This is a genomic window from Pseudomonas sp. NPDC088429, from assembly GCF_044753305.1.
GTDB classification, from domain to species: domain Bacteria; phylum Pseudomonadota; class Gammaproteobacteria; order Pseudomonadales; family Pseudomonadaceae; genus Aquipseudomonas; species Aquipseudomonas rustica.
In genome coordinates this window covers 19,117-37,274 of sequence record NZ_JBIVMX010000057.1, presented here as the reverse complement: position 1 = coordinate 37,274, position 18,158 = coordinate 19,117, and the positions used below count along the sequence as shown (strand labels likewise).

General features: G+C 59.2%; 15 protein-coding genes. 9 read left to right on the top strand and 6 right to left on the bottom strand.

From position 1 onward, the window contains the following. Positions 1-2,291, bottom strand: a 2,291-nt coding sequence (locus ACIP66_RS22550) for a ribonucleoside-diphosphate reductase subunit alpha (RefSeq protein ID WP_400650979.1), incomplete at its 3' end; no start/stop codon positions are given. 832 nt (positions 2,292-3,123) lie between these two features. Here ACIP66_RS22550 and ACIP66_RS22545 point away from each other — a divergent pair. After that, entirely contained in the window at positions 3,124-3,846 is a 723-nt protein-coding gene (locus ACIP66_RS22545) for a response regulator (RefSeq protein WP_159812697.1), read from the top strand. Continuing rightward, positions 3,843-5,453 (top strand): ATP-binding protein, encoded by a 1,611-nt coding sequence (locus ACIP66_RS22540; RefSeq protein ID WP_053122805.1) that lies wholly within the window; start codon positions 3,843-3,845, stop codon positions 5,451-5,453. The genes ACIP66_RS22545 and ACIP66_RS22540 overlap by 4 nt, the downstream gene beginning before the upstream one ends. A 116-nt stretch (positions 5,454-5,569) precedes the next feature. Here the strand turns inward: ACIP66_RS22540 and ACIP66_RS22535 are convergent, their stop codons facing one another. After that, entirely contained in the window at positions 5,570-6,289 is a 720-nt protein-coding gene (locus ACIP66_RS22535) for a 4'-phosphopantetheinyl transferase (protein WP_159812693.1), read from the bottom strand. Between the two features lie 269 nt (positions 6,290-6,558). Next, complete coding sequence (locus ACIP66_RS22530; RefSeq protein WP_400650985.1) at positions 6,559-7,350, bottom strand: dienelactone hydrolase family protein; 792 nt, start codon at positions 7,348-7,350, stop codon at positions 6,559-6,561. 144 nt (positions 7,351-7,494) lie between these two features. Here ACIP66_RS22530 and ACIP66_RS22525 point away from each other — a divergent pair, with 144 nt between their 5' ends. From ACIP66_RS22525 to ACIP66_RS22515, 3 genes are all read left to right on the top strand, one after another. Beyond that, a complete protein-coding gene (locus ACIP66_RS22525; protein ID WP_159812689.1) occupies positions 7,495-8,100 on the top strand; it encodes a hypothetical protein in 606 nt (201 codons plus the stop codon). 150 nt (positions 8,101-8,250) lie between these two features. Then, on the top strand, positions 8,251-8,928 hold the full coding sequence (locus ACIP66_RS22520; RefSeq protein ID WP_053122799.1) for a response regulator transcription factor: 678 nt from the start codon (positions 8,251-8,253) through the stop codon (positions 8,926-8,928). Continuing rightward, positions 8,925-10,271 (top strand): ATP-binding protein, encoded by a 1,347-nt coding sequence (locus tag ACIP66_RS22515; protein ID WP_053122797.1) that lies wholly within the window; start codon positions 8,925-8,927, stop codon positions 10,269-10,271. Before ACIP66_RS22520 ends, ACIP66_RS22515 begins: the two co-directional genes overlap by 4 nt. A 335-nt stretch (positions 10,272-10,606) precedes the next feature. Here the strand turns inward: ACIP66_RS22515 and ACIP66_RS22510 are convergent, their stop codons facing one another. After that, the gene (locus ACIP66_RS22510) at positions 10,607-11,605 is read right to left on the bottom strand and encodes an AraC family transcriptional regulator (RefSeq protein WP_400650973.1); all 999 of its coding nucleotides are present in this window, start codon (positions 11,603-11,605) and stop codon (positions 10,607-10,609) included. A gap of 351 nt (positions 11,606-11,956) precedes the next feature. Between ACIP66_RS22510 and ACIP66_RS22505 the strand changes: the two genes are divergently transcribed. Together ACIP66_RS22505 and ACIP66_RS22500 are read left to right on the top strand one after the other, a co-directional pair. Continuing rightward, the gene (locus tag ACIP66_RS22505) at positions 11,957-13,291 is read left to right on the top strand and encodes a dicarboxylate/amino acid:cation symporter (protein ID WP_159814994.1); all 1,335 of its coding nucleotides are present in this window, start codon (positions 11,957-11,959) and stop codon (positions 13,289-13,291) included. 269 nt (positions 13,292-13,560) lie between these two features. Further along, the gene (locus ACIP66_RS22500) at positions 13,561-14,742 is read left to right on the top strand and encodes a CaiB/BaiF CoA transferase family protein (RefSeq protein WP_400650970.1); all 1,182 of its coding nucleotides are present in this window, start codon (positions 13,561-13,563) and stop codon (positions 14,740-14,742) included. 110 nt (positions 14,743-14,852) lie between these two features. On the opposite strand, the gene ACIP66_RS22495 is transcribed toward ACIP66_RS22500, so the two are convergent. Beyond that, complete coding sequence (locus ACIP66_RS22495) at positions 14,853-15,347, bottom strand: SprT family zinc-dependent metalloprotease (protein WP_053122789.1); 495 nt, start codon at positions 15,345-15,347, stop codon at positions 14,853-14,855. Between the two features lie 128 nt (positions 15,348-15,475). Then, positions 15,476-16,078: a Yip1 family protein gene (locus tag ACIP66_RS22490; protein ID WP_053122787.1), complete on the bottom strand. Its 603-nt coding sequence runs from the start codon at positions 16,076-16,078 to the stop codon at positions 15,476-15,478. 394 nt (positions 16,079-16,472) lie between these two features. Between ACIP66_RS22490 and ttcA the strand changes: the two genes are divergently transcribed. Continuing rightward, positions 16,473-17,297, top strand: a complete 825-nt coding sequence (gene ttcA / locus ACIP66_RS22485) for a tRNA 2-thiocytidine(32) synthetase TtcA (protein ID WP_038367448.1) — start codon at positions 16,473-16,475, stop codon at positions 17,295-17,297. A gap of 164 nt (positions 17,298-17,461) precedes the next feature. Beyond that, on the top strand, positions 17,462-18,136 hold the full coding sequence (locus ACIP66_RS22480; protein WP_212543822.1) for a DNA-3-methyladenine glycosylase I: 675 nt from the start codon (positions 17,462-17,464) through the stop codon (positions 18,134-18,136). Positions 18,137-18,158: the final 22 nt, after the last annotated feature.

Here is an 18,158-nt window from a genome sequence, read left to right as displayed (position 1 = left end):
ACATAGAGGTTCTGATAAGTCGGTTCGATCGACTGCGAGACGCCAGTGATGTTGGCGATGGTCGCGGTCGGTGCGATGGCCATGATGTTGGAGTTACGAATGCCTTTCTGTACACGGGCGCGAACCGGTGCCCAGTCCAGGGATTCGTTCAGGTCAACGTCGATGTACTTCTGGCCACGTTGCTCGATCAGGATCTGTTGCGAATCCAGTGGCAGGATGCCTTTGGACCACAGCGAACCCTGGAACGTCTCGTACGCACCGCGCTCGTCGGCCAGGTCGCAGGAAGCCTGGATCGCGTAGTAGCTGACCGCTTCCATCGACTTGTCGGCGAATTCGACGGCAGCGTCGGAACCGTAAGGGATGTGCTGCAGGTACAGCGCGTCCTGGAAGCCCATGATGCCCAGACCGACCGGACGGTGCTTGAAGTTGGAGTTCTTCGCTTGTGGCACCGAGTAATAGTTGATGTCGATAACGTTATCGAGCATACGAACGGCGGTGTTCACGGTGCGTTCCAGCTTGGCGGTGTCCAGCTTGCCGTTGACGATGTGGTTCGGCAGGTTGATCGAGCCCAGGTTGCAAACGGCGATTTCGTCCTTGTTGGTGTTCAAGGTGATTTCGGTGCACAGGTTCGAGCTGTGAACCACGCCGACGTGCTGCTGCGGGCTGCGCAGGTTGCACGGGTCTTTGAAGGTCAGCCATGGGTGGCCGGTTTCAAACAGCATGGACAGCATTTTGCGCCACAGGTCTTTGGCCTGGATGGTCTTGAACAGACGAACCTTGCCTGGGTATTCGGTCAGGGCTTCGTAGTACTCGTAGCGCTCTTCGAAGGCTTTACCGGTCAGGTCGTGCAGGTCCGGTACTTCGGATGGCGAGAACAGGGTCCACTTGCCGTCGTCGAAGACGCGCTTCATGAACAGGTCAGGGATCCAGTTGGCAGTGTTCATGTCGTGGGTACGACGACGATCATCACCGGTGTTCTTGCGGAGTTCGATGAACTCCTCGATGTCCATGTGCCAGGTTTCCAGGTAAGCGCAGACAGCGCCTTTGCGCTTGCCACCCTGGTTAACGGCGACGGCGGTGTCGTTCACGACTTTCAGGAACGGAACCACGCCTTGCGACTTGCCGTTGGTGCCTTTGATGTACGAACCCAGTGCACGCACCGGTGTCCAGTCGTTGCCCAGGCCGCCAGCGAATTTCGACAACATGGCGTTGTCGTGAATCGCGTGGTAGATACCCGACAGGTCATCCGGCACGGTGGTCAGGTAGCAGCTCGACAGCTGTGGACGCAGGGTGCCGGCGTTGAACAGGGTCGGCGTCGACGACATGTAGTCGAAGGACGAAAGCAGGTTGTAGAACTCGATCGCACGGTCTTCTTTCTGCTTCTCTTCGATCACCAGGCCCATGGCCACGCGCATGAAGAAGATCTGCGGCAGTTCGAAGCGGATACCGTCCTTGTGGATGAAGTAACGGTCGTACAGGGTTTGCAGGCCCAGGTAGGTGAATTGCTGATCGCGCTCGTGGTTGATCGCCTTGCCCAGTTTTTCCAGGTCGAAGGTGGCCAGCACAGGGTTCAGCAGTTCGAACTCGATACCTTTGGCGATGTAAGCCGGCAGCGCCTTGGCGTACAGGTCGACCATCTCGTGGTGAGTAGCGCTTTCGGCGACACCGAGGAAACCCAGGCCTTCGGCACGCAAGGTGTCCATCAGCAGGCGGGCGGTGACGAACGAGTAGTTCGGCTCGCGTTCAACCAGGGTACGGGCGGTCATCACCAGCGCGGTGTTGACGTCGGTCAGGGCCACGCCGTCGTACAGGTTTTTCAGGGTTTCGCGCTGGATCAGGTCGCCGTCGACTTCTTCCAGACCTTCGCACGCTTCGGTGACGATGGTGTTCAGGCGGCCCATGTCCAGCGGCGCCAGGCTGCCGTCAGTGCGGGTGATACGGATCGACGGGTGAGCGTTGACCGCTTCTTCGGTCGGGGCGTGGGCCGCGCGTTCTTTCGAACGACCGTCACGGTAGATCACGTAGTCGCGCGCCACTTTCTGCTCGCCGGCACGCATCAGGGCCAGTTCAACCTGGTCCTGGATTTCTTCGATGTGGATGGTGCCGCCCTCAACTGCGAGGAACGCTTTGGTGATAGCGACGGTGATCTTGTCATCGGTGTAAGGAACGACAGTGCCATTACGCTTGATCACGCGCAGTTGGCCAGGCGCGGTGGCTGCCAGATCCGAATTCGAATCAGCGGCCTGCGGCAAGGTGCCCTGCGGGTTCTCGCGAGTTGTGTCGGTTTGCATGGGGGGTGATCTCCACATTCTCTAGTTTGTTTGGGCACCATCATGGTGCCCACCGTTCTGGCCAGAAGCACTACAACCGACGGGCGTCGGGCATAACAACTTCGGACCAGTAGGAAAAAGGCTAATGACGCCGCGTCCCTGCCGAAGTTTTTGGCTGCGAGCCAAGGCTCGAGCCGGGTTCCATCCCGGGTGACAGTAATGACTGCAACACCCGTACCGTTTCGGTCGTTTCCGACCTGAAAAACGGTGCCATCCGCAAGTGCGGTTTGGTCTTCAGAAAACTTGCTTGGTTCAACCGGAAACCGGCAATAAATCGCTTGAGTTTCAGGTCTGAAATGTGGTTGGGCTTTTCAGTCAAAAACCCTATATGTAGGGTTTTTTTTGCGCCGTGCTACAAGATAATGCGTTTCGAGGGGTGTTGCAACGTACTACCTGTGGATAAACCTGTGCGTAAATTGTGTAAGAAAGGTGGAATTCTCGTGTAGGCCGCGAACCTCCTGAGCTAGACCGTTTGTCACCGTTTTCTCACCGGGAAAAACGCTTCAGCGGATTTTTAAGGGCGCGAACCCTACCACAAAAAATCGCCTTGTCCGAACGCATTTACCGACTTGTGTTCTGGCTGTACGCCGTTTATACAATCGGGCCATGTGAACGCGACAAAAGCACGAGAAGATCCCCCTTAGGAGCTGCCGAAGGCTGCGATCTTTTGATCTTGATAAAAACAAAATCAAAAGATCGCAGCCTCGTTTCACTCGACAGCTCCTACAGGGGATCGTCTGGATTCGGGCAATCGTCTTCCTTTATTAATAACAATAGAAAGCAGAGGTCACCGGTGGAGCAACAAGCCTGGCAGGTATTGATCGTCGAGGATGACCAGCGACTGGCCGAACTCACGCGCGACTACCTGCAAGCCAATGGACTGCGCGTGGAAATTGAAGGCAACGGTGCGCTCGCCGCAGCGCGGATCATCAATGAGCAACCGGATCTGGTGATCCTCGACCTGATGCTGCCCGGCGAAGATGGCCTGAGCATCTGCCGCAAAGTCCGCGACCGTTACGACGGGCCGATCCTGATGCTCACCGCGCGCACCGATGATGCCGACCAGATCCAGGGCCTCGACCTTGGCGCCGACGATTACGTGTGCAAACCGGTGCGCCCGCGTTTGTTATTGGCGCGAATTCAGGCGTTGCTGCGACGCAGTGACTCACCCGAACCGACCAGCGAAAAAAGCCGTCGCCTGCAATTCGGCCCGCTGGTGGTCGACAACGCGTTGCGCGAAGCCTGGCTCAGCGATAACGGCATCGAATTGACCAGCGCCGAATTCGATTTGCTCTGGCTGCTGGTCTCCAACGCCGGGCGCATTCTCTCGCGGGAAGAAATCTTCACCGCCCTGCGCGGCATCGGTTACGACGGCCAGGATCGCTCGATCGATGTGCGCATCTCGCGCATTCGCCCGAAAATCGGCGACGACCCCGACCATCCACGCCTGATCAAAACCGTGCGCAGCAAAGGCTACCTGTTCGTCCCTGAAGCCTGCGTAGACTTGCCGCTGTGAACTCGATCTTCCTGCGCATTTACGGCGGCATGTGCGCAGCGATCATTCTGGTAGCGGTGCTCGGCGTGCTGGCGCTGAACCTGCTCAACCAAGTGCGCAGCGAGCAGTACCGCGAGCGTCTGGCCCACGGCACGTTCTCGCTGATGGCCAGCAACCTGCAACCGATGAACGAAACCGAACGCCATCGCGCATTGCTGGTGTGGGAGCGTTTGCTGGGGATTCCGCTGGCGCTGAAGAAGTTTACTGACACCGATCTCGACCTGACCCAACGCACCCGCGTGCAGCGCGGCCAAGCGTTGGTCGAGCAGACCGGCCCGCACGCGGCGAAGGTCTATCGACTGGTCAGCGACAAAGAGCAGCTTGTGCTCGTAGGCGAGGTGCAGCAGATCAGCGAGCAACTGGCCCGCGCGACTATTTACCTGCTCGCCGATGAGCTGGTGCGCGTGCCGGTCGCCGACCAACCGAAACGGCTGGCGCAGATAAAGGAAGAGAAGGGCTTCGGATTCGATTTGCGTTTGGTCACGGTGGATGACGCCGACATGGACGAAGACCAGAGCCGCCGCGTGGCCGAAGGCGACACGGTGATGGCGCTGGGCAAGGGCGGCGATTCGATCCGTGTGTTCGCTGGCATGGTCGGCACGCCGTGGGTGCTGGAGATCGGCCCGCTGTACCAGATGAATCCCTATCCGCCGGAGTGGCTGGTGCTGATCGCCGCGCTCGGGCTGAGCCTGATCGGCTTGATCGTTTACTTGCTGGTGCGCCAACTCGAACGGCGTTTACGCGGTCTCGAAGCGGCGGCCACGCGCATCGCCAAGGGCAGTCTGGAAACTCGCGTGCCGGCGCGCGGTGCCGACTCGGTGGGGCGGCTGGCGGCGGCGTTTAATGGCATGGCTGAGCACTTGCAGCAACTGCTGGCGATTCAGCGTGAACTGGTGCGCGCGGTGTCCCACGAACTGCGCACGCCGGTGGCGCGTCTGCGTTTCGGTCTGGAAATGATCGGCTCGGCGACCACCCCGCAAGCGCTGGAAAAATACCGCGAAGGCATGGATCACGACATCGAGGATCTCGATAAGCTGGTCGATGAAATGCTCACCTACGCGCGACTGGAGCAGGGCTCACCGGCGCTGACCTTCCAGCGGATTGATCTGGATGCGCTGGTCAATCAGGTCATTGAAGAATTGGCGCCGTTGCGCGCCGAGGTCACGGTGCAGCGCGGTCTGTGTCTGTCGGCTGCGGACAACGACGATGCCTGGGTCGAGGCTGAGCCGCGTTATCTGCACCGCGCGTTGCAGAATCTGGTGAGCAACGCCATGCGCCATGCGCGCTCGAACGTGACGGTGAGTTATCAGGTCGGGCAACTGCGTTGCCGGGTCGACGTTGAGGATGACGGGCCGGGTGTGCCGGAAGTTGCCTGGGAGAAAATCTTCACGCCGTTTCTGCGCCTGGATGACAGCCGCACGCGGGCGTCGGGCGGGCATGGACTGGGGTTGTCGATTGTGCGGCGGATTATTCACTGGCACGACGGCCGGGCGTTGATTGGCAAGAGCAAGAGTTTGGGTGGGGCGTGTTTTAGTTTGAGTTGGCCGAGGAATCAGGAACGACGTTGAGAAATTTAGTGATTTTGCTGGCCCCATCGCGAGCAGGCTCACTCCTACATTTGGAATGCGTTCCCCTGTAGGAGTGAGCCTGCTCGCGATGGGGTCAGCGGCCACCCTACAAATCCTCAGGCCTTAATGCTGACCAAACTCAACAACTGCCCATCCCGCACCCCAAACTGCGCATCCAGCTCCGTCCCGCTGCACCATTCAGCAGACAAATCCGTCAGCAGCCGCAACCGAACCTCGCCCGCCTCAGTCCATTCCAGCACTTCCGCATGCTCGAAATAAAAGCGCTTCTGCACAATCGGATACAGCGCTTTGAACAAACTCTCCTTCACCGAAAACGTCAGCGTCACCCACAACGCCAACTGATCCCGCGAGCCTGCCGCCATGCGCTGCATTTCCGCCGGCGTGAGGATTTCCCCGGCGAGACGTTCGGCGCGTTCGGCGTTGAGCAGGTTTTCCAGATCCATGCCCAAGCCGCGCCAGTGCTGCTTATTGGCAACAATCGCCGCCGCGCGCCCGGTGCTGTGGGTGATCGAGCCGCAGATATGCGCCGGCCAAACGGGTGCGCGATCTTCGCCAATCGGCGGAACCACGCTGGAACCTTCGAGTTGCTGCAACGCCGCCCGAGCGCAGATCCGACCCGCGAGAAATTCAGCCTGACGCTTGGCCACCGAACGCTGAATGCTCGGCGGCGGCTCGATGGCGCTGCGACGAAAGTCATCGCCGAGCAGTTGCGCCGGATCGAAGTGAGTACTGAGCAGCACGGTATCGGCCAGCACCGAGGGCAACGGCCAATCGGCATCGAGCGGGGTGCAGCAGGCGGGGAGGGTGAGGTTCATGGCAGGCATTTTGCCGGTTCGTCGAGACAAGGTCGAGATCGGCGGTGAAGCTTTCGCGAGCAAGCTCGCTCCCACACTGGATCTCTGCCGCCTAGTAGATCCCCTGTGGGAGCGAGCTTGCTCGCGAATGCCGCGCAGCGGTGTCTCTTGATCGTTCCCACGCTCTGCGTGGGAATGTCTCAATAGACGCTCTGCGTCCGCGTTGGGGCGCAGAGCGTCCCGGGCTGCATTCCCACGCAGAGCGTGGGAACGATCAGGGTCGGGGACGGTTAGCTGAAGATTTTCTGGAAGAACGCTTTCATGTCCGCCCAGGATTTTTCATCCGCCGCCTTGTTGTAACCAATATCCGGCCCACCATGTTCGCCATGGCTCAAACGATCCGCATCCGGATTGGTAAAACCATGCTTGGCGCCCTCAAGCGTGACGAACTTGTAGTTGGCCCCGGCCTTGTCCATTTCCGACTTGAAGGCGATGACATTGTTCGGCGTGACCATGCTGTCCAGCGCGCCATGCTCCACCAGAATTTTCGCCTTCACACTGCCGGGCGTCGCCGGCGTATTGGTCGCCAACGCACCGTGGAAACTCACCACGCCCAACAACGGCTCACCCTGACGCGCCGCGTTCAGCACCACGCCACCGCCGAAGCAATAACCGATGGCCGCGAGTTTGTTCACGTCGGTCTGTGGCTGCTTCTTCAGCAAATCCAGCCCGGCTTCGAAGCGTTTGCTCGAAGCCGCCGCATCCTTGCTCGCCGCCTGCATGAACGCAATTGCATCCTTCGGGTGCTCGGTGTTCTTGCCTTCACCGTACATATCAATCGCCAGCGCGCTGTAGCCAAGCTCGGCGAGATCACGCGCTCGGCGTTTGGCGTAATCGTTCAGGCCCCACCACTCGTGCACCACGACCACACCGGGGCGTGCGCCTTTTATAGCGTCGTCATAGGCGTAATAGCCGATCAACTTAGTGCCGTCGGCGCTCTGGTAGGGAATTTCTTCGGTCTTGATCGCTGCCTGAGTCAGGCTGCTGACCGCCAGCAAAGTGAGGGCGAGGAACAGGCGCATGGTCGGGGTCTCTTTATCGAAAGTGGTCAAAACAGCCTAGTCGATTTGGTTCAGGTCAGGTTCAGAGACGGTTCAGGGGCGGTACAGGGGCTGGTCAGTAACCTTGCGCCATACCCAAACAGCACTGTGAAAGAGGAAATACCCATGACTCGTCTAAACAAACTGCTGCTGGCATTTACCCTGTTGGGCTCCAGCCTCGCGGCCAATGCCGACGACACCACCAATTTCGCCGGCCTGTCCTTCGGCCAGACCAGTGACAAGATCGACAAGTCCAACGCGCTGAACGACAACCTCGGTCACCCGAACGCCACCGGCGCCATCGATGGCAACAACACCTACGGTGTGCGCCTCGGTCAGCAAAACAGCCAGGGTCGCTACTACGCCACCTACGACAACGTGTCGGGCTCGCACAATGGCATTAAACTGCGTCAGGAAAATCTGCTCGGCAGCTACGATCTGTTCTACCCGGTGGGCGGCAGCACCAAGTTGTTCGGCGGTGCCACGGCGGGTCTGACTAAACTGACTCAGGATTCGCCAGGCTACAGCCGCGACAGTGACATCGGTTATGCGGTCGGCGGCCAGTTGGGTGTGTTGCAGCAAGTGACCCAGAACACTTCGGTGGAACTCGGTTATCGTTACCTGATGAGCAACGCCAGCACCGAAATGAAAGAAAGCGGCGGCAGCAAACAAGGCTCGCTGGATCTGAACAGCAGCGCGCAGACTTACCTGTCGGCCAACTACAACTTCTGAGGACGACAGCGAAATCATTGTAGGAGCAAAGCTTGCTCGCGATGGCGCCGGATCAGTCGACTTGTAATTGACTGATTCACCGCTTTCGCGAGCAAGCTTTGCTCCTACAGGTGTGTTTTTGGAGATTCTGGATTTACCCGGGAGAGCGTTATGAAACTGTTGGTCGTCGAAGATGAGGCGCTGTTGCGCCATCACCTGCAAACCCGCCTCACGGAGAGCGGTCACGTGGTCGAGTCCGTGGCCAATGCCGAAGAGGCGCTGTACCAGACCGGGCAGTTCAACTTTGATCTGGCGGTGATCGATCTCGGCTTGCCGGGCATGAACGGCCTCGACCTGATCCGCCAGTTGCGCTCGGGCGGCAAGACCTTTCCGATCCTGATCCTCACCGCGCGCGGCAACTGGCAGGACAAGGTCGAAGGCCTCGCCGCCGGTGCCGACGATTACGTGGTCAAGCCGTTCCAGTTCGAAGAACTCGACGCGCGCCTGAATGCCTTGCTGCGCCGCTCCAGCGGCTTCACCCAGTCGACCATCGTCGCCGGGCCGCTGCTGCTTGACCTCAATCGCAAACAGGCGACCCTCGACGAACAACCGCTGGCGCTGACCGCCTACGAGTACCGCATCCTCGAATACCTCATGCGCCATCACCAGCAAGTGGTGCCCAAGGATCGCTTGATGGAGCAGCTCTACCCGGACGACGACGAGCGCGATCCGAACGTGATCGAAGTGCTGGTCGGCCGCCTGCGCCGCAAGCTCGAAGGCCCGGCCGGGTTCAAACCGATCGACACCGTGCGTGGCCTCGGCTACCTGTTCAATGAGCGCTGCACTTGATTCGTTCGCTTCGCGTCCGCCTGATGCTCGCCGCCACCACATTGGCGGTGTTGTTCATGCTCGCCTTGCTCCCGGCGATGCAGGGCGCGTTCAGCCTCGCGTTGCAGGACTCGATCGAACAACGGCTGGCCTCGGACGTCACCACGCTGATCTCTGCCGCACGCATTGAAAACGGTCGGCTGGTGATGCCGAATCAGTTGCCGGACGAGCGCTTCAACCTTACCGATTTCCGTCTGCTCGGTTACATCTACGACCGCGAAGGGCACTTGGTCTGGCGCTCGAAAGCCACCCAGGAAGAACAGATCAACTACAAACCGCGCTACGACGGCCTCGGCAACGAGTTCGCGCGGATTCGTGAGGCCAACGGTCAGGAATTCTTCGTCTATGACGTGGAAGTGAAACTGCTCGGCGGCAAAAGCGCGGCGTTCAGCATCGTCGCACTGCAACCGGTGCGCGAATACGAAGTCACCCTCGAAGGCTTGCGCGAAAACCTCTACCTCGGTTTCGGCGCAGCCTTGCTGGTGTTGCTGGCGCTGTTGTGGATCGGCCTGACCTGGGGCTTAAAAGCTTTGCGCCGACTCAGTCAGGAACTCGACGAAATCGAAGGCGGCACCCGCGAAAGCCTCACCGAACAACACCCGCGCGAACTGCTGCGCCTGACTGGCTCGCTCAACCGCTTGCTGCACAGCGAACGCCAGCAGCGCAGCCGTTACCGTGATTCCCTCGATGATCTGGCTCACAGCCTGAAAACCCCGCTGACGGTGTTGCAAGGCGTCAGCGAAGACATGGCCCAACGCCCGGAAGATCGCGATCAGGCCTGGGTGCTGCAATCGCAGATCGAACGCATGAGCCAGCAGATCGGCTACCAACTGCAACGCGCAAGCCTGCGCAAAAGCGGCCTGGTGCGCCATCAGGTGCGCTTGCAACCGGTGCTGAAAAGCCTTTGCGACACGCTGGACAAGGTCTATCGCGACAAACATGTGCGCGTGGCGTTTGATCTGCCGGAGCATTGTTACGTGCCGATCGAGCAGGGCGCCTTGCTGGAGATGATGGGCAACCTGCTGGAAAACGCTTATCGCCTGTGTTTGGGCGAAGTGCGCATCAGCGTGCGTGAAAATCACGCCGGGGTTGAACTGTGTATCGAAGACGACGGCCCGGGCGTACCGCCGGATCAGCGCGCGCGGATTCTCGAGCGCGGCGAACGGTTGGATGCCCAGCATCCGGGGCAGGGGATCGGCTTGGCGGTGGTCAAGGACATCATCGAGAGTTACAGCGCCAAGCTGACGCTGGGGGATTCACCGATGGGTGGGGCGGCGTTCAGGATTCATTTTCCGGCGGTGTGATTGGGAGCTGCCCTCACCCTAACCCTCTCCCAGAGGTAGAGGGGACTGACCGAGGTGTCTGGCGTTATCCATCGACCTGAAATAGCCAGTCGATTATGGATTCAACAGCGAAGTATCAGGTCGGCGGAGATTTCGAGCATCCCCCAATCAGTCCCCTCTCCCAGAGGTAGAGGGGACTGACCTAAGTGTCTGTGGAAAATGGTCGACCTGAGTGATTTGCGTTGAATATGGATTCAACAGTGAAGTTTCAGGTCGGCGGAGATTTCGAGCATCCCCCAATCAGTCCCCTCTCCCTCCGGGAGAGGGTTAGGGTGAGGGGCTTTTGATGTGGTGCCTCACTGTTCCTGCGCCCGATAAGCCCCCGGCGTCAGCCCCGTCCATTTCTTGAACGCCCGGTGAAACGCCGACGGCTCTGAAAACCCCAACTGCTCGGCAATCTGCTGCAACGACAAATCCGCGCGCCCTAAATGGTAGATGGCGATATCCCGCCGCAGCTGATCCTTCAGCTCCTGAAAACTCGTGCCTTCCTCACGCAAATGCCGGCGCAACGTCTGCGGGCTGATGTGCATCTGCGCGGCCACCGCTTCCAGATCCGGCCAATTCGCGCTGTCGCGGCTGAGCAAGCGGCGTAGCCGACTGCTCAGGCTGTCACCGTCATCCGGGCGCGACAGCAAGTCAGCGGGGGAGCGTTCGAGGAAGTGTTTGAGCGTGCGTTCGTCCTGCAACAACGGCATGTGCAGGTAGCGGCTGTGAAACAGCAGGCTGCTCTGATCGCTGGCAAACGTCATCGGACAGGGAAACAGCAAATCGTATTCCGCGCCGTGTTCGGGGCGCGGATAGCTGAATGTCACCTGTTCCAGCCGGATGCGCTGGCCAATCAGCCAACTGCCGAGGCGATGCCAGATCACCAGCAGGCTCTCGGTGAGAAAGTGATCCGGATCCCACAATTGCGCATCGGCGAGGCTCAAACGTACCCATTCGTCTTCGCGGCTCAGGGTCAGGCGCGGGCCTTGCGGGAATAGGCTATAAAACAATAAGCCGCGTTGCAGAGCCTTCTCCAGATTGCGGCAATGAATCGAGGCGTGGCACATCATCGCGAAGCTGCCGGGCTTGCTCGGTGCGTTGCCGAAACCGAGGTATTCGTCGTCCAGCGCCAGCCACAGGCCCTGGATCAACTGAGTGAACTGTTCCGGGGCGATGCGCGCGCGAGGTTCGTCGAGCAATTCCGGGCTGATGCCCAGTTGCAGCAAAAGGCTCGAATAGTCGAAACCCAGGCGGCGTGCGCCACCGAGGGCGGCACGGGCGAAATGACTGGCGATGGTGCGTTCGCGCATAAGCGACAAATCCTTCCTCAGGCGCCGGATGGTAGCCGGGGGTGATGCGAGCAACAAGGCGGATTTCCGCCAAATTGTAGGACGACAAGCGGCGAGTTGGCGGAAATCCGCCACACTCAAGTCACCGCACGTTGACACTAAAAAGACCTGCAGCCCTTGATGTCAAACGGCTTGCCGGGAAATGCACCAAAGTGGCACGGCGTTTGCGATAAGAGCGACAGAAGCGTGCGTTTATCCCGCCCGGAAAACGCCGCTCCAACAACAAATCCCTCCAGTGCAGGAGGGTTCGCAATTCAGGTTTCGCGGCGTAACAGATGGATGTTGCACGCGGGGCTCTTGAGGAAACTTGCAATGACGACTCGTCAGCCACTGTACAAATCCCTGTATTTCCAGGTGATCATCGCGATCATCATCGGTATCGCGCTAGGTCATTACTACCCGCAGTTCGGCGTGGCGGTAAAGCCGCTGGGTGACGGGTTCATCAAACTGATCAAAATGATCATCGCTCCAATCATCTTCTGCACCGTGGTCAGCGGCATCGCTGGCATGCAAAGCATGAAATCGGTCGGCAAGACCGGTGGTTACGCGCTTCTGTACTTCGAAATCGTTTCGACCATCGCTCTGCTGGTTGGTCTGGTTGTGGTCAACATCGTGCAGCCGGGCAACGGCATGCACATCGACGTTGCCACCCTCGACGCTTCGAAAGTCGCTTCCTATGTCGCGGCGGGCGCTGACCAAAGCGTTGTCGGCTTCCTCCTCAACGTGATCCCGACCACCATCGTCGGCGCGTTCGCCACCGGTGACATCCTGCAAGTGCTGATGTTCTCGGTGATCTTCGGCTTCGCCCTGCATCGCCTAGGTGACTACGGCCGTCCGATCCTCGACTTCATCGATCGCTTCGCCCACGTGATGTTCAACATCATCAACATGATCATGAAGCTCGCGCCAATCGGTGCCTTCGGTGCCATGGCCTTCACCATCGGCGCTTACGGCGTGGGTTCGCTGGTGCAGCTGGGTCAACTGATGATCTGCTTCTACATCACTTGCCTGCTGTTCGTGTTGATCGTGCTTGGCGGTATCGCCCGCATGCACGGTTTCAGCGTGCTGAAGATGATCCGTTACATCCGTGAAGAGCTGCTGATCGTACTCGGCACTTCGTCGTCGGAATCGGTACTGCCGCGCATGCTGATCAAGATGGAGCGTCTGGGCGCGAAGAAATCGGTAGTGGGTCTGGTGATCCCGACCGGTTACTCGTTCAACCTCGACGGCACCGCGATCTACCTGACCATGGCTGCGGTGTTCATTGCTCAGGCAACCGACACGCACATGGACATCACGCACCAGATCACTCTGCTGGTGGTGTTGCTGCTGTCCTCCAAAGGCGCAGCCGGTGTGACCGGTTCGGGCTTCATCGTGCTGGCCGCGACCTTGTCGGCAGTAGGTCACCTGCCGGTGGCCGGTCTGGCGCTGATCCTCGGTATCGACCGCTTCATGTCCGAAGCACGCGCACTGACCAACCTGGTGGGCAACGCCGTTGCGACCATCGTGGTCGCCAAGTGGGTGAAAGAGCTGGACACCGACGTACTGCAATCCGAGCTGGCCTCGGGCGGTCGCGGTATCGCTGATACCCGCCCTGAAGATGATCTGGGTGTGGCTGAAGGCCCGGCCCCGAGCAGCGTCAAGTAACACCTTGTAGTAAGGGGCTTAACTGTGGCGAGGGAGCTTGCTCCCGCTGGACTGCGCAGCAGGCCCCGGCTTTTGTATTTAGAACGGGGGGCCGCTACGCGACCCAGCGGGAGCAAGCTCCCTCGCCACAGATGGACTGAAAAACCTGCTTTGGCAGGTTTTTTATTGCCTGCGATTTGAGCGTAACGGTCACACCCGCTGACATATCCGGTGATTGCTGCTTCGGCAATGGCTGCCTAGGCTGAGTGCATCGCCCAAGGAGTTCCCCCATGTCTGCACCGCTGGCCTCACTGAAAATCCTCGATTTCTCCACGCTGTTGCCGGGGCCGTTCGCGTCGCTGTTGCTGGCGGACATGGGCGCCGAGGTGCTGCGTATCGAATCGCCGACGCGCATGGATCTGCTGCGCGTATTACCGCCGCACGATGGCGGGATGTCTGCCAGTCACGCCTATCTCAATCGCAATAAGCGCAGCCTGGCGCTGGATCTCAAGCAGCCCGAAGCGTTCGAGGTGATCAAGCAGTTGCTGGCGGATCACGACATCGTTTTGGAACAGTTTCGCCCCGGCGTGATGGAGCGTTTGGGTCTCGGATACGAAGCACTGAAGGCGATCAATCCCAAGCTGATCTATGTGTCGATCACCGGTTACGGCCAGACCGGCCCGTACAAGGATCGCGCCGGGCATGACATCAACTATCTCGCCCTCGCCGGGCTCTCCAGCTACACCGGTCGCGCCGACAGCGGGCCGTTGCCGTTGGGTATGCAAGTGGCGGATGTCGCCGGGGGTTCGTTGCACGGGGTGATCGGTTTACTCGCAGCGGTGATTGCGCGTCAGCAAACGGGGCAGGGTACCCATCTGGACGTGAGCATGACCGATTGCGCATTCAGCCTGAATGCCATGGCCGGCGCCGGTTATCTCGCTTGCGGCGAAGAGCCGGGCTGGGAAGACCAGATGCTCAATGGCGGCAGCTTTTACGACTATTACCGTTCGCGGGATGGGCGCTGGATGTCGGTTGGCAGTCTGGAGCCGGCGTTCATGCAGCAGCTGTGTACGGCGCTGGGCCGGCCGGAGTTGGCGGCGCAAGGCTTGTCGCCGAAACCTGAGCAGCAGCGGGCGCTGAAGGAGGCGTTGAAGATCGAGTTCGAACGGCATGACTTCGCTGAACTGTGCGAGCTGTTTGCCGGGATCGATGCGTGTGTCGAGCCGGTGTTGAATTTGAGTGAGGCCGTGCGGCATCCGCAGTTGCAGGCGCGCGAACTGGTGACGCAGGTGCCGCGCGGGGATGGCACGACGCAGGCGCAGATGGCGTGTCCGTTGAAGTTTTCCGAGGATTTACCGGCGCCACGGCATGTGGGGGCGGTGTTGGGGCAGCATACGGATGAGGTGTTGGGGGAGTTGGGGTTTAGTCCTGAGCGAATTGCAGAATTGCGCTCTGTCAAAGTCGTTCTTTAGTGCCTGTGCCGGCCTCATCGCGAGCAGGCTCACTCCTACAATTGGAATGCATTTCACCTGTAGGAGTGAGCCTGCTCGCGATGGGGCCAGAACAGACAACACAAATCTGACTATTCCACCCGCATCTCACCACTGAACACCAACGTATTCCGGCAACTACGACACAAATACCGCCGCCCCTGCCGCACCAGGCTATGCCGCTGCGCCGAGAACGGAAAATCACTGTCCACGCACGGGCATTTGTAGATGTAGCGGGTAACGCTGCGACGTTTAATGGCGTAGGTGTGGCAGCGATCCGGCGGCAGTTCGTAAACCCCGCGCATGATCAGTTGCCATTCCTCGCCGTGCGGCTGAATGCGGTCGCCAAACAACTGATGGGCGATCAGGTGCGCAACTTCGTGGGCCACGGTTTGTTTGAGGAAGTGCTCGGTGTTTTCCCGGTACAGCTGCGGATTGAAGCGCAGCAGGTTCTCGTGCAAATGCGCGACACCGGCTTTTTGCCCGCGCAGCTTGAGACTGACGACAGGGCGTTGGAAGTGACGTTTGAAAAAGGATTCAGCGAGTTGGTAACAGTCTTCGACGCGGGTATTGAGTTGCTCGGGCATGCTTGATGGATCTCCAGAGACGTCGAGTATGCCGCAACCCTGGGGACTTGCGAATCGTCGAGCTGCCGAATGGTCATCCGGCAAACGACAAGGCCGCCTCGCGGCGGCCTTTATGAACAAGACGTTCGCTAGTTGGTGTAGACAGGCCCCACGCCCAGTCCCCAGACGATCACGGTAAACGCCATGATGGCGACCAGCACCACCAGACCCACCGCCAGCACCGAGCTTGAGAACAGGAAACCTTCGTCCGACGGAATATTCATGAACGTCGGCAGCCCCACGTACAACAGATAAACCGTGTAACAGATGGCCGCCGTGCCGACGATCATCCCCAGCCACATATGCGGATACAGCGCCGCCAGCCCGCCGACAAACAACGGCGTTGCGGTGTAAGTGGCGAATGCGACACAACGGGCCAGACTCGGGTTGGCGTCGTACGTACGCGCCATCCAGTGCACGAATGCGCCCATGACCGCGACGCCGCCAAGCATCGCCAGGTACGACATGACGGTCATCCAGATCGCGCTTTCAACGGTGAGCATCACCGGTGCGCGGTTGCCGATCACCCAGCCGACCTGGGTAGTGCCGATAAACGCCGAAATGGCGGGGATCGCCGCCAGAATCAGCGTGTGCGTCAGGTACATGTGGCTGATGCTTTCCTCTTGGTCGCCACGGATTTCCTTCCATTCCTGATCGGGGTGGGTAAAAAGTCCCACTACGTGATGGATCATGCCAGTCACTCCTCTTGTTATTGCCATCGCCCCCCAACGGAGCGCCTACGGGCCAATGAGGCCGAGCAAAGTCAGGTCATGGATGTGTGCGACCTTATGTCGCAGTATAGAAAGGACTTAACCGCACAGGTATTGGGGGCTTAGAGCAAATCGCGCTGTAAACACGGGGCTTAATCGCCGTACAGTCTTGAGTGATCGAACTTCCGATCCTGTAGGAGCTGCCGAAGGCTGCGATCTTTTGATCTTGTTTTAAAAATCAAAATCAAAAGATCGCAGCCTTCGGCAGCTCCTACATGAATATGCATTTCAGAATGCGGCCGGTCGGTATGCTTCGCCCACGCGAGGTTTTTGCGTAAAATGCCGGCCTTTCGTCACACCTCACGGATTTCGCGTCATGGGCACTCTTACGGTCAACCAGAACAAACTGCAAAAGCGCCTGCGCCGCCTGGCCGGCGAAGCGGTTGCTGACTTCAACATGATTGAAGACGGCGACAAGGTCATGGTCTGCCTGTCCGGGGGCAAGGACAGCTACACCATGCTCGACGTGCTGCTGCACCTGCAGAAGGTTGCACCGATCAAGTTCGAGATCGTCGCGGTGAACATGGATCAAAAGCAGCCGGGCTTCCCCGAGCACGTGCTGCCGGCCTATCTGAAAGAACTGGGCGTCGAATACCACATCGTCGAGAAAGACACCTACTCGGTGGTCAAGGAACTGATTCCGGAAGGCAAGACCACTTGCTCGCTGTGTTCACGTCTGCGTCGCGGCACGCTGTACACCTTTGCTGACGAAATCGGCGCGACCAAGATGGCCCTCGGTCATCACCGCGACGACATCGTCGAGACGTTCTTCCTCAACATGTTCTTCAACGGTTCGTTGAAAGCCATGCCGCCGAAGCTGCGCGCCGACGATGGCCGCAACGTGGTGATCCGTCCGCTGGCGTACTGCAACGAAAAAGACATTCAGGCCTATTCGGACCTCAAAGAATTCCCGATCATCCCGTGCAACCTCTGCGGTTCGCAGGAAAACCTGCAGCGTCAGGTGGTCAAGGAAATGCTCTTGGACTGGGAACGCAAGACACCCGGTCGAACGGAAAGCATCTTCCGCAGTCTGCAGAATGTCATCCCGTCGCAACTGGCCGACCGCAACCTGTTCGACTTCACCAGCCTGAAGATCGACGAGACCGCGGCTTCGCGCTTCGTGAACGTCGTCAATCTGTAAACCCCATTTTTATGTGGCCGCGCTTTTTGTGGCGAGGGGATTTATCCCCGATGGGCTGCGCAGCAGCCCCAGCTTTTCTGGGGAGCTCCGCTCCCCATCGGGGATAAATCCCCTCACCACAGGGCCCCGCATTAGTTTTTTTATTCAATTCACCAGGAGAGGGCATGCGCGATTACAAGTGGCTGCACGAATACTGTCTGAACCGCTTCGGTTCGGCGGCTGAACTGGAAGCCCATCTGCCCGTTCCCAAGACTCCCGCACAACTGCGCAAAATCAGCGACGACCGCTACCTTTCGACCATGGCCCTGCGCGTGTTCCGTGCCGGCCTCAAGCACAGTCTGGTCGACGCCAAGTGGCCATCCTTCGAAGAAGTGTTCTTCAAGTTCGATCCGGAAAAAGTCGTGCTGATGAGCGCCGAACACCTCGAGCGCCTGATGCAGGATGCGCGGATCATCCGCCACCTCGGCAAGCTGAAAAGCGTACCGCGCAATGCGCAGTTCATTCTCGATGTGGAAAAGGACAAGGGCAGTTTCGGCGCACTGATCGCCGACTGGCCGGTGACCGATATCGTCGGCCTGTGGACGTACCTGAAAAAGCACGGCCATCAACTCGGCGGGCTGTCAGCGCCACGGTTTTTGCGCATGGTCGGCAAGGATACTTTTGTGCCGAGCTACGACGTGGTCGCGGCGCTCAATGCGCAGAAGATCGTCGACAAAGTGCCGACCAGCCAGCGTGATCTGGCGATTGTGCAGAATGTCTTCAATCAGTGGCATGAAGAGAGTGGCGGACGGCCGATGAGCCAGATTTCGATGATGCTTGCTTATACCGTCAACCATTGAATCGCTAAAAGATCGCAGCCTT

What these genes read in the sequence shown, in the direction of transcription:
- ttcA (WP_038367448.1), top strand. Translation starts at nt 16,473, where the DNA reads ATGGGCACTCTTACGGTCAACCAGAACAAACTGCAAAAGCGCCTGCGC.
- ACIP66_RS22535 (WP_159812693.1), bottom strand. Translation starts at nt 6,289, where the DNA reads ATGAACCTCACCCTCCCCGCCTGCTGCACCCCGCTCGATGCCGATTGG.
- ACIP66_RS22500 (WP_400650970.1), top strand. Translation starts at nt 13,561, where the DNA reads ATGTCTGCACCGCTGGCCTCACTGAAAATCCTCGATTTCTCCACGCTG.
- ACIP66_RS22530 (WP_400650985.1), bottom strand. Translation starts at nt 7,350, where the DNA reads ATGCGCCTGTTCCTCGCCCTCACTTTGCTGGCGGTCAGCAGCCTGACT.
- ACIP66_RS22505 (WP_159814994.1), top strand. Translation starts at nt 11,957, where the DNA reads ATGACGACTCGTCAGCCACTGTACAAATCCCTGTATTTCCAGGTGATC.
- ACIP66_RS22525 (WP_159812689.1), top strand. Translation starts at nt 7,495, where the DNA reads ATGACTCGTCTAAACAAACTGCTGCTGGCATTTACCCTGTTGGGCTCC.
- ACIP66_RS22490 (WP_053122787.1), bottom strand. Translation starts at nt 16,078, where the DNA reads ATGATCCATCACGTAGTGGGACTTTTTACCCACCCCGATCAGGAATGG.
- ACIP66_RS22495 (WP_053122789.1), bottom strand. Translation starts at nt 15,347, where the DNA reads ATGCCCGAGCAACTCAATACCCGCGTCGAAGACTGTTACCAACTCGCT.
- ACIP66_RS22480 (WP_212543822.1), top strand. Translation starts at nt 17,462, where the DNA reads ATGCGCGATTACAAGTGGCTGCACGAATACTGTCTGAACCGCTTCGGT.
- ACIP66_RS22520 (WP_053122799.1), top strand. Translation starts at nt 8,251, where the DNA reads ATGAAACTGTTGGTCGTCGAAGATGAGGCGCTGTTGCGCCATCACCTG.
- ACIP66_RS22510 (WP_400650973.1), bottom strand. Translation starts at nt 11,605, where the DNA reads ATGCGCGAACGCACCATCGCCAGTCATTTCGCCCGTGCCGCCCTCGGT.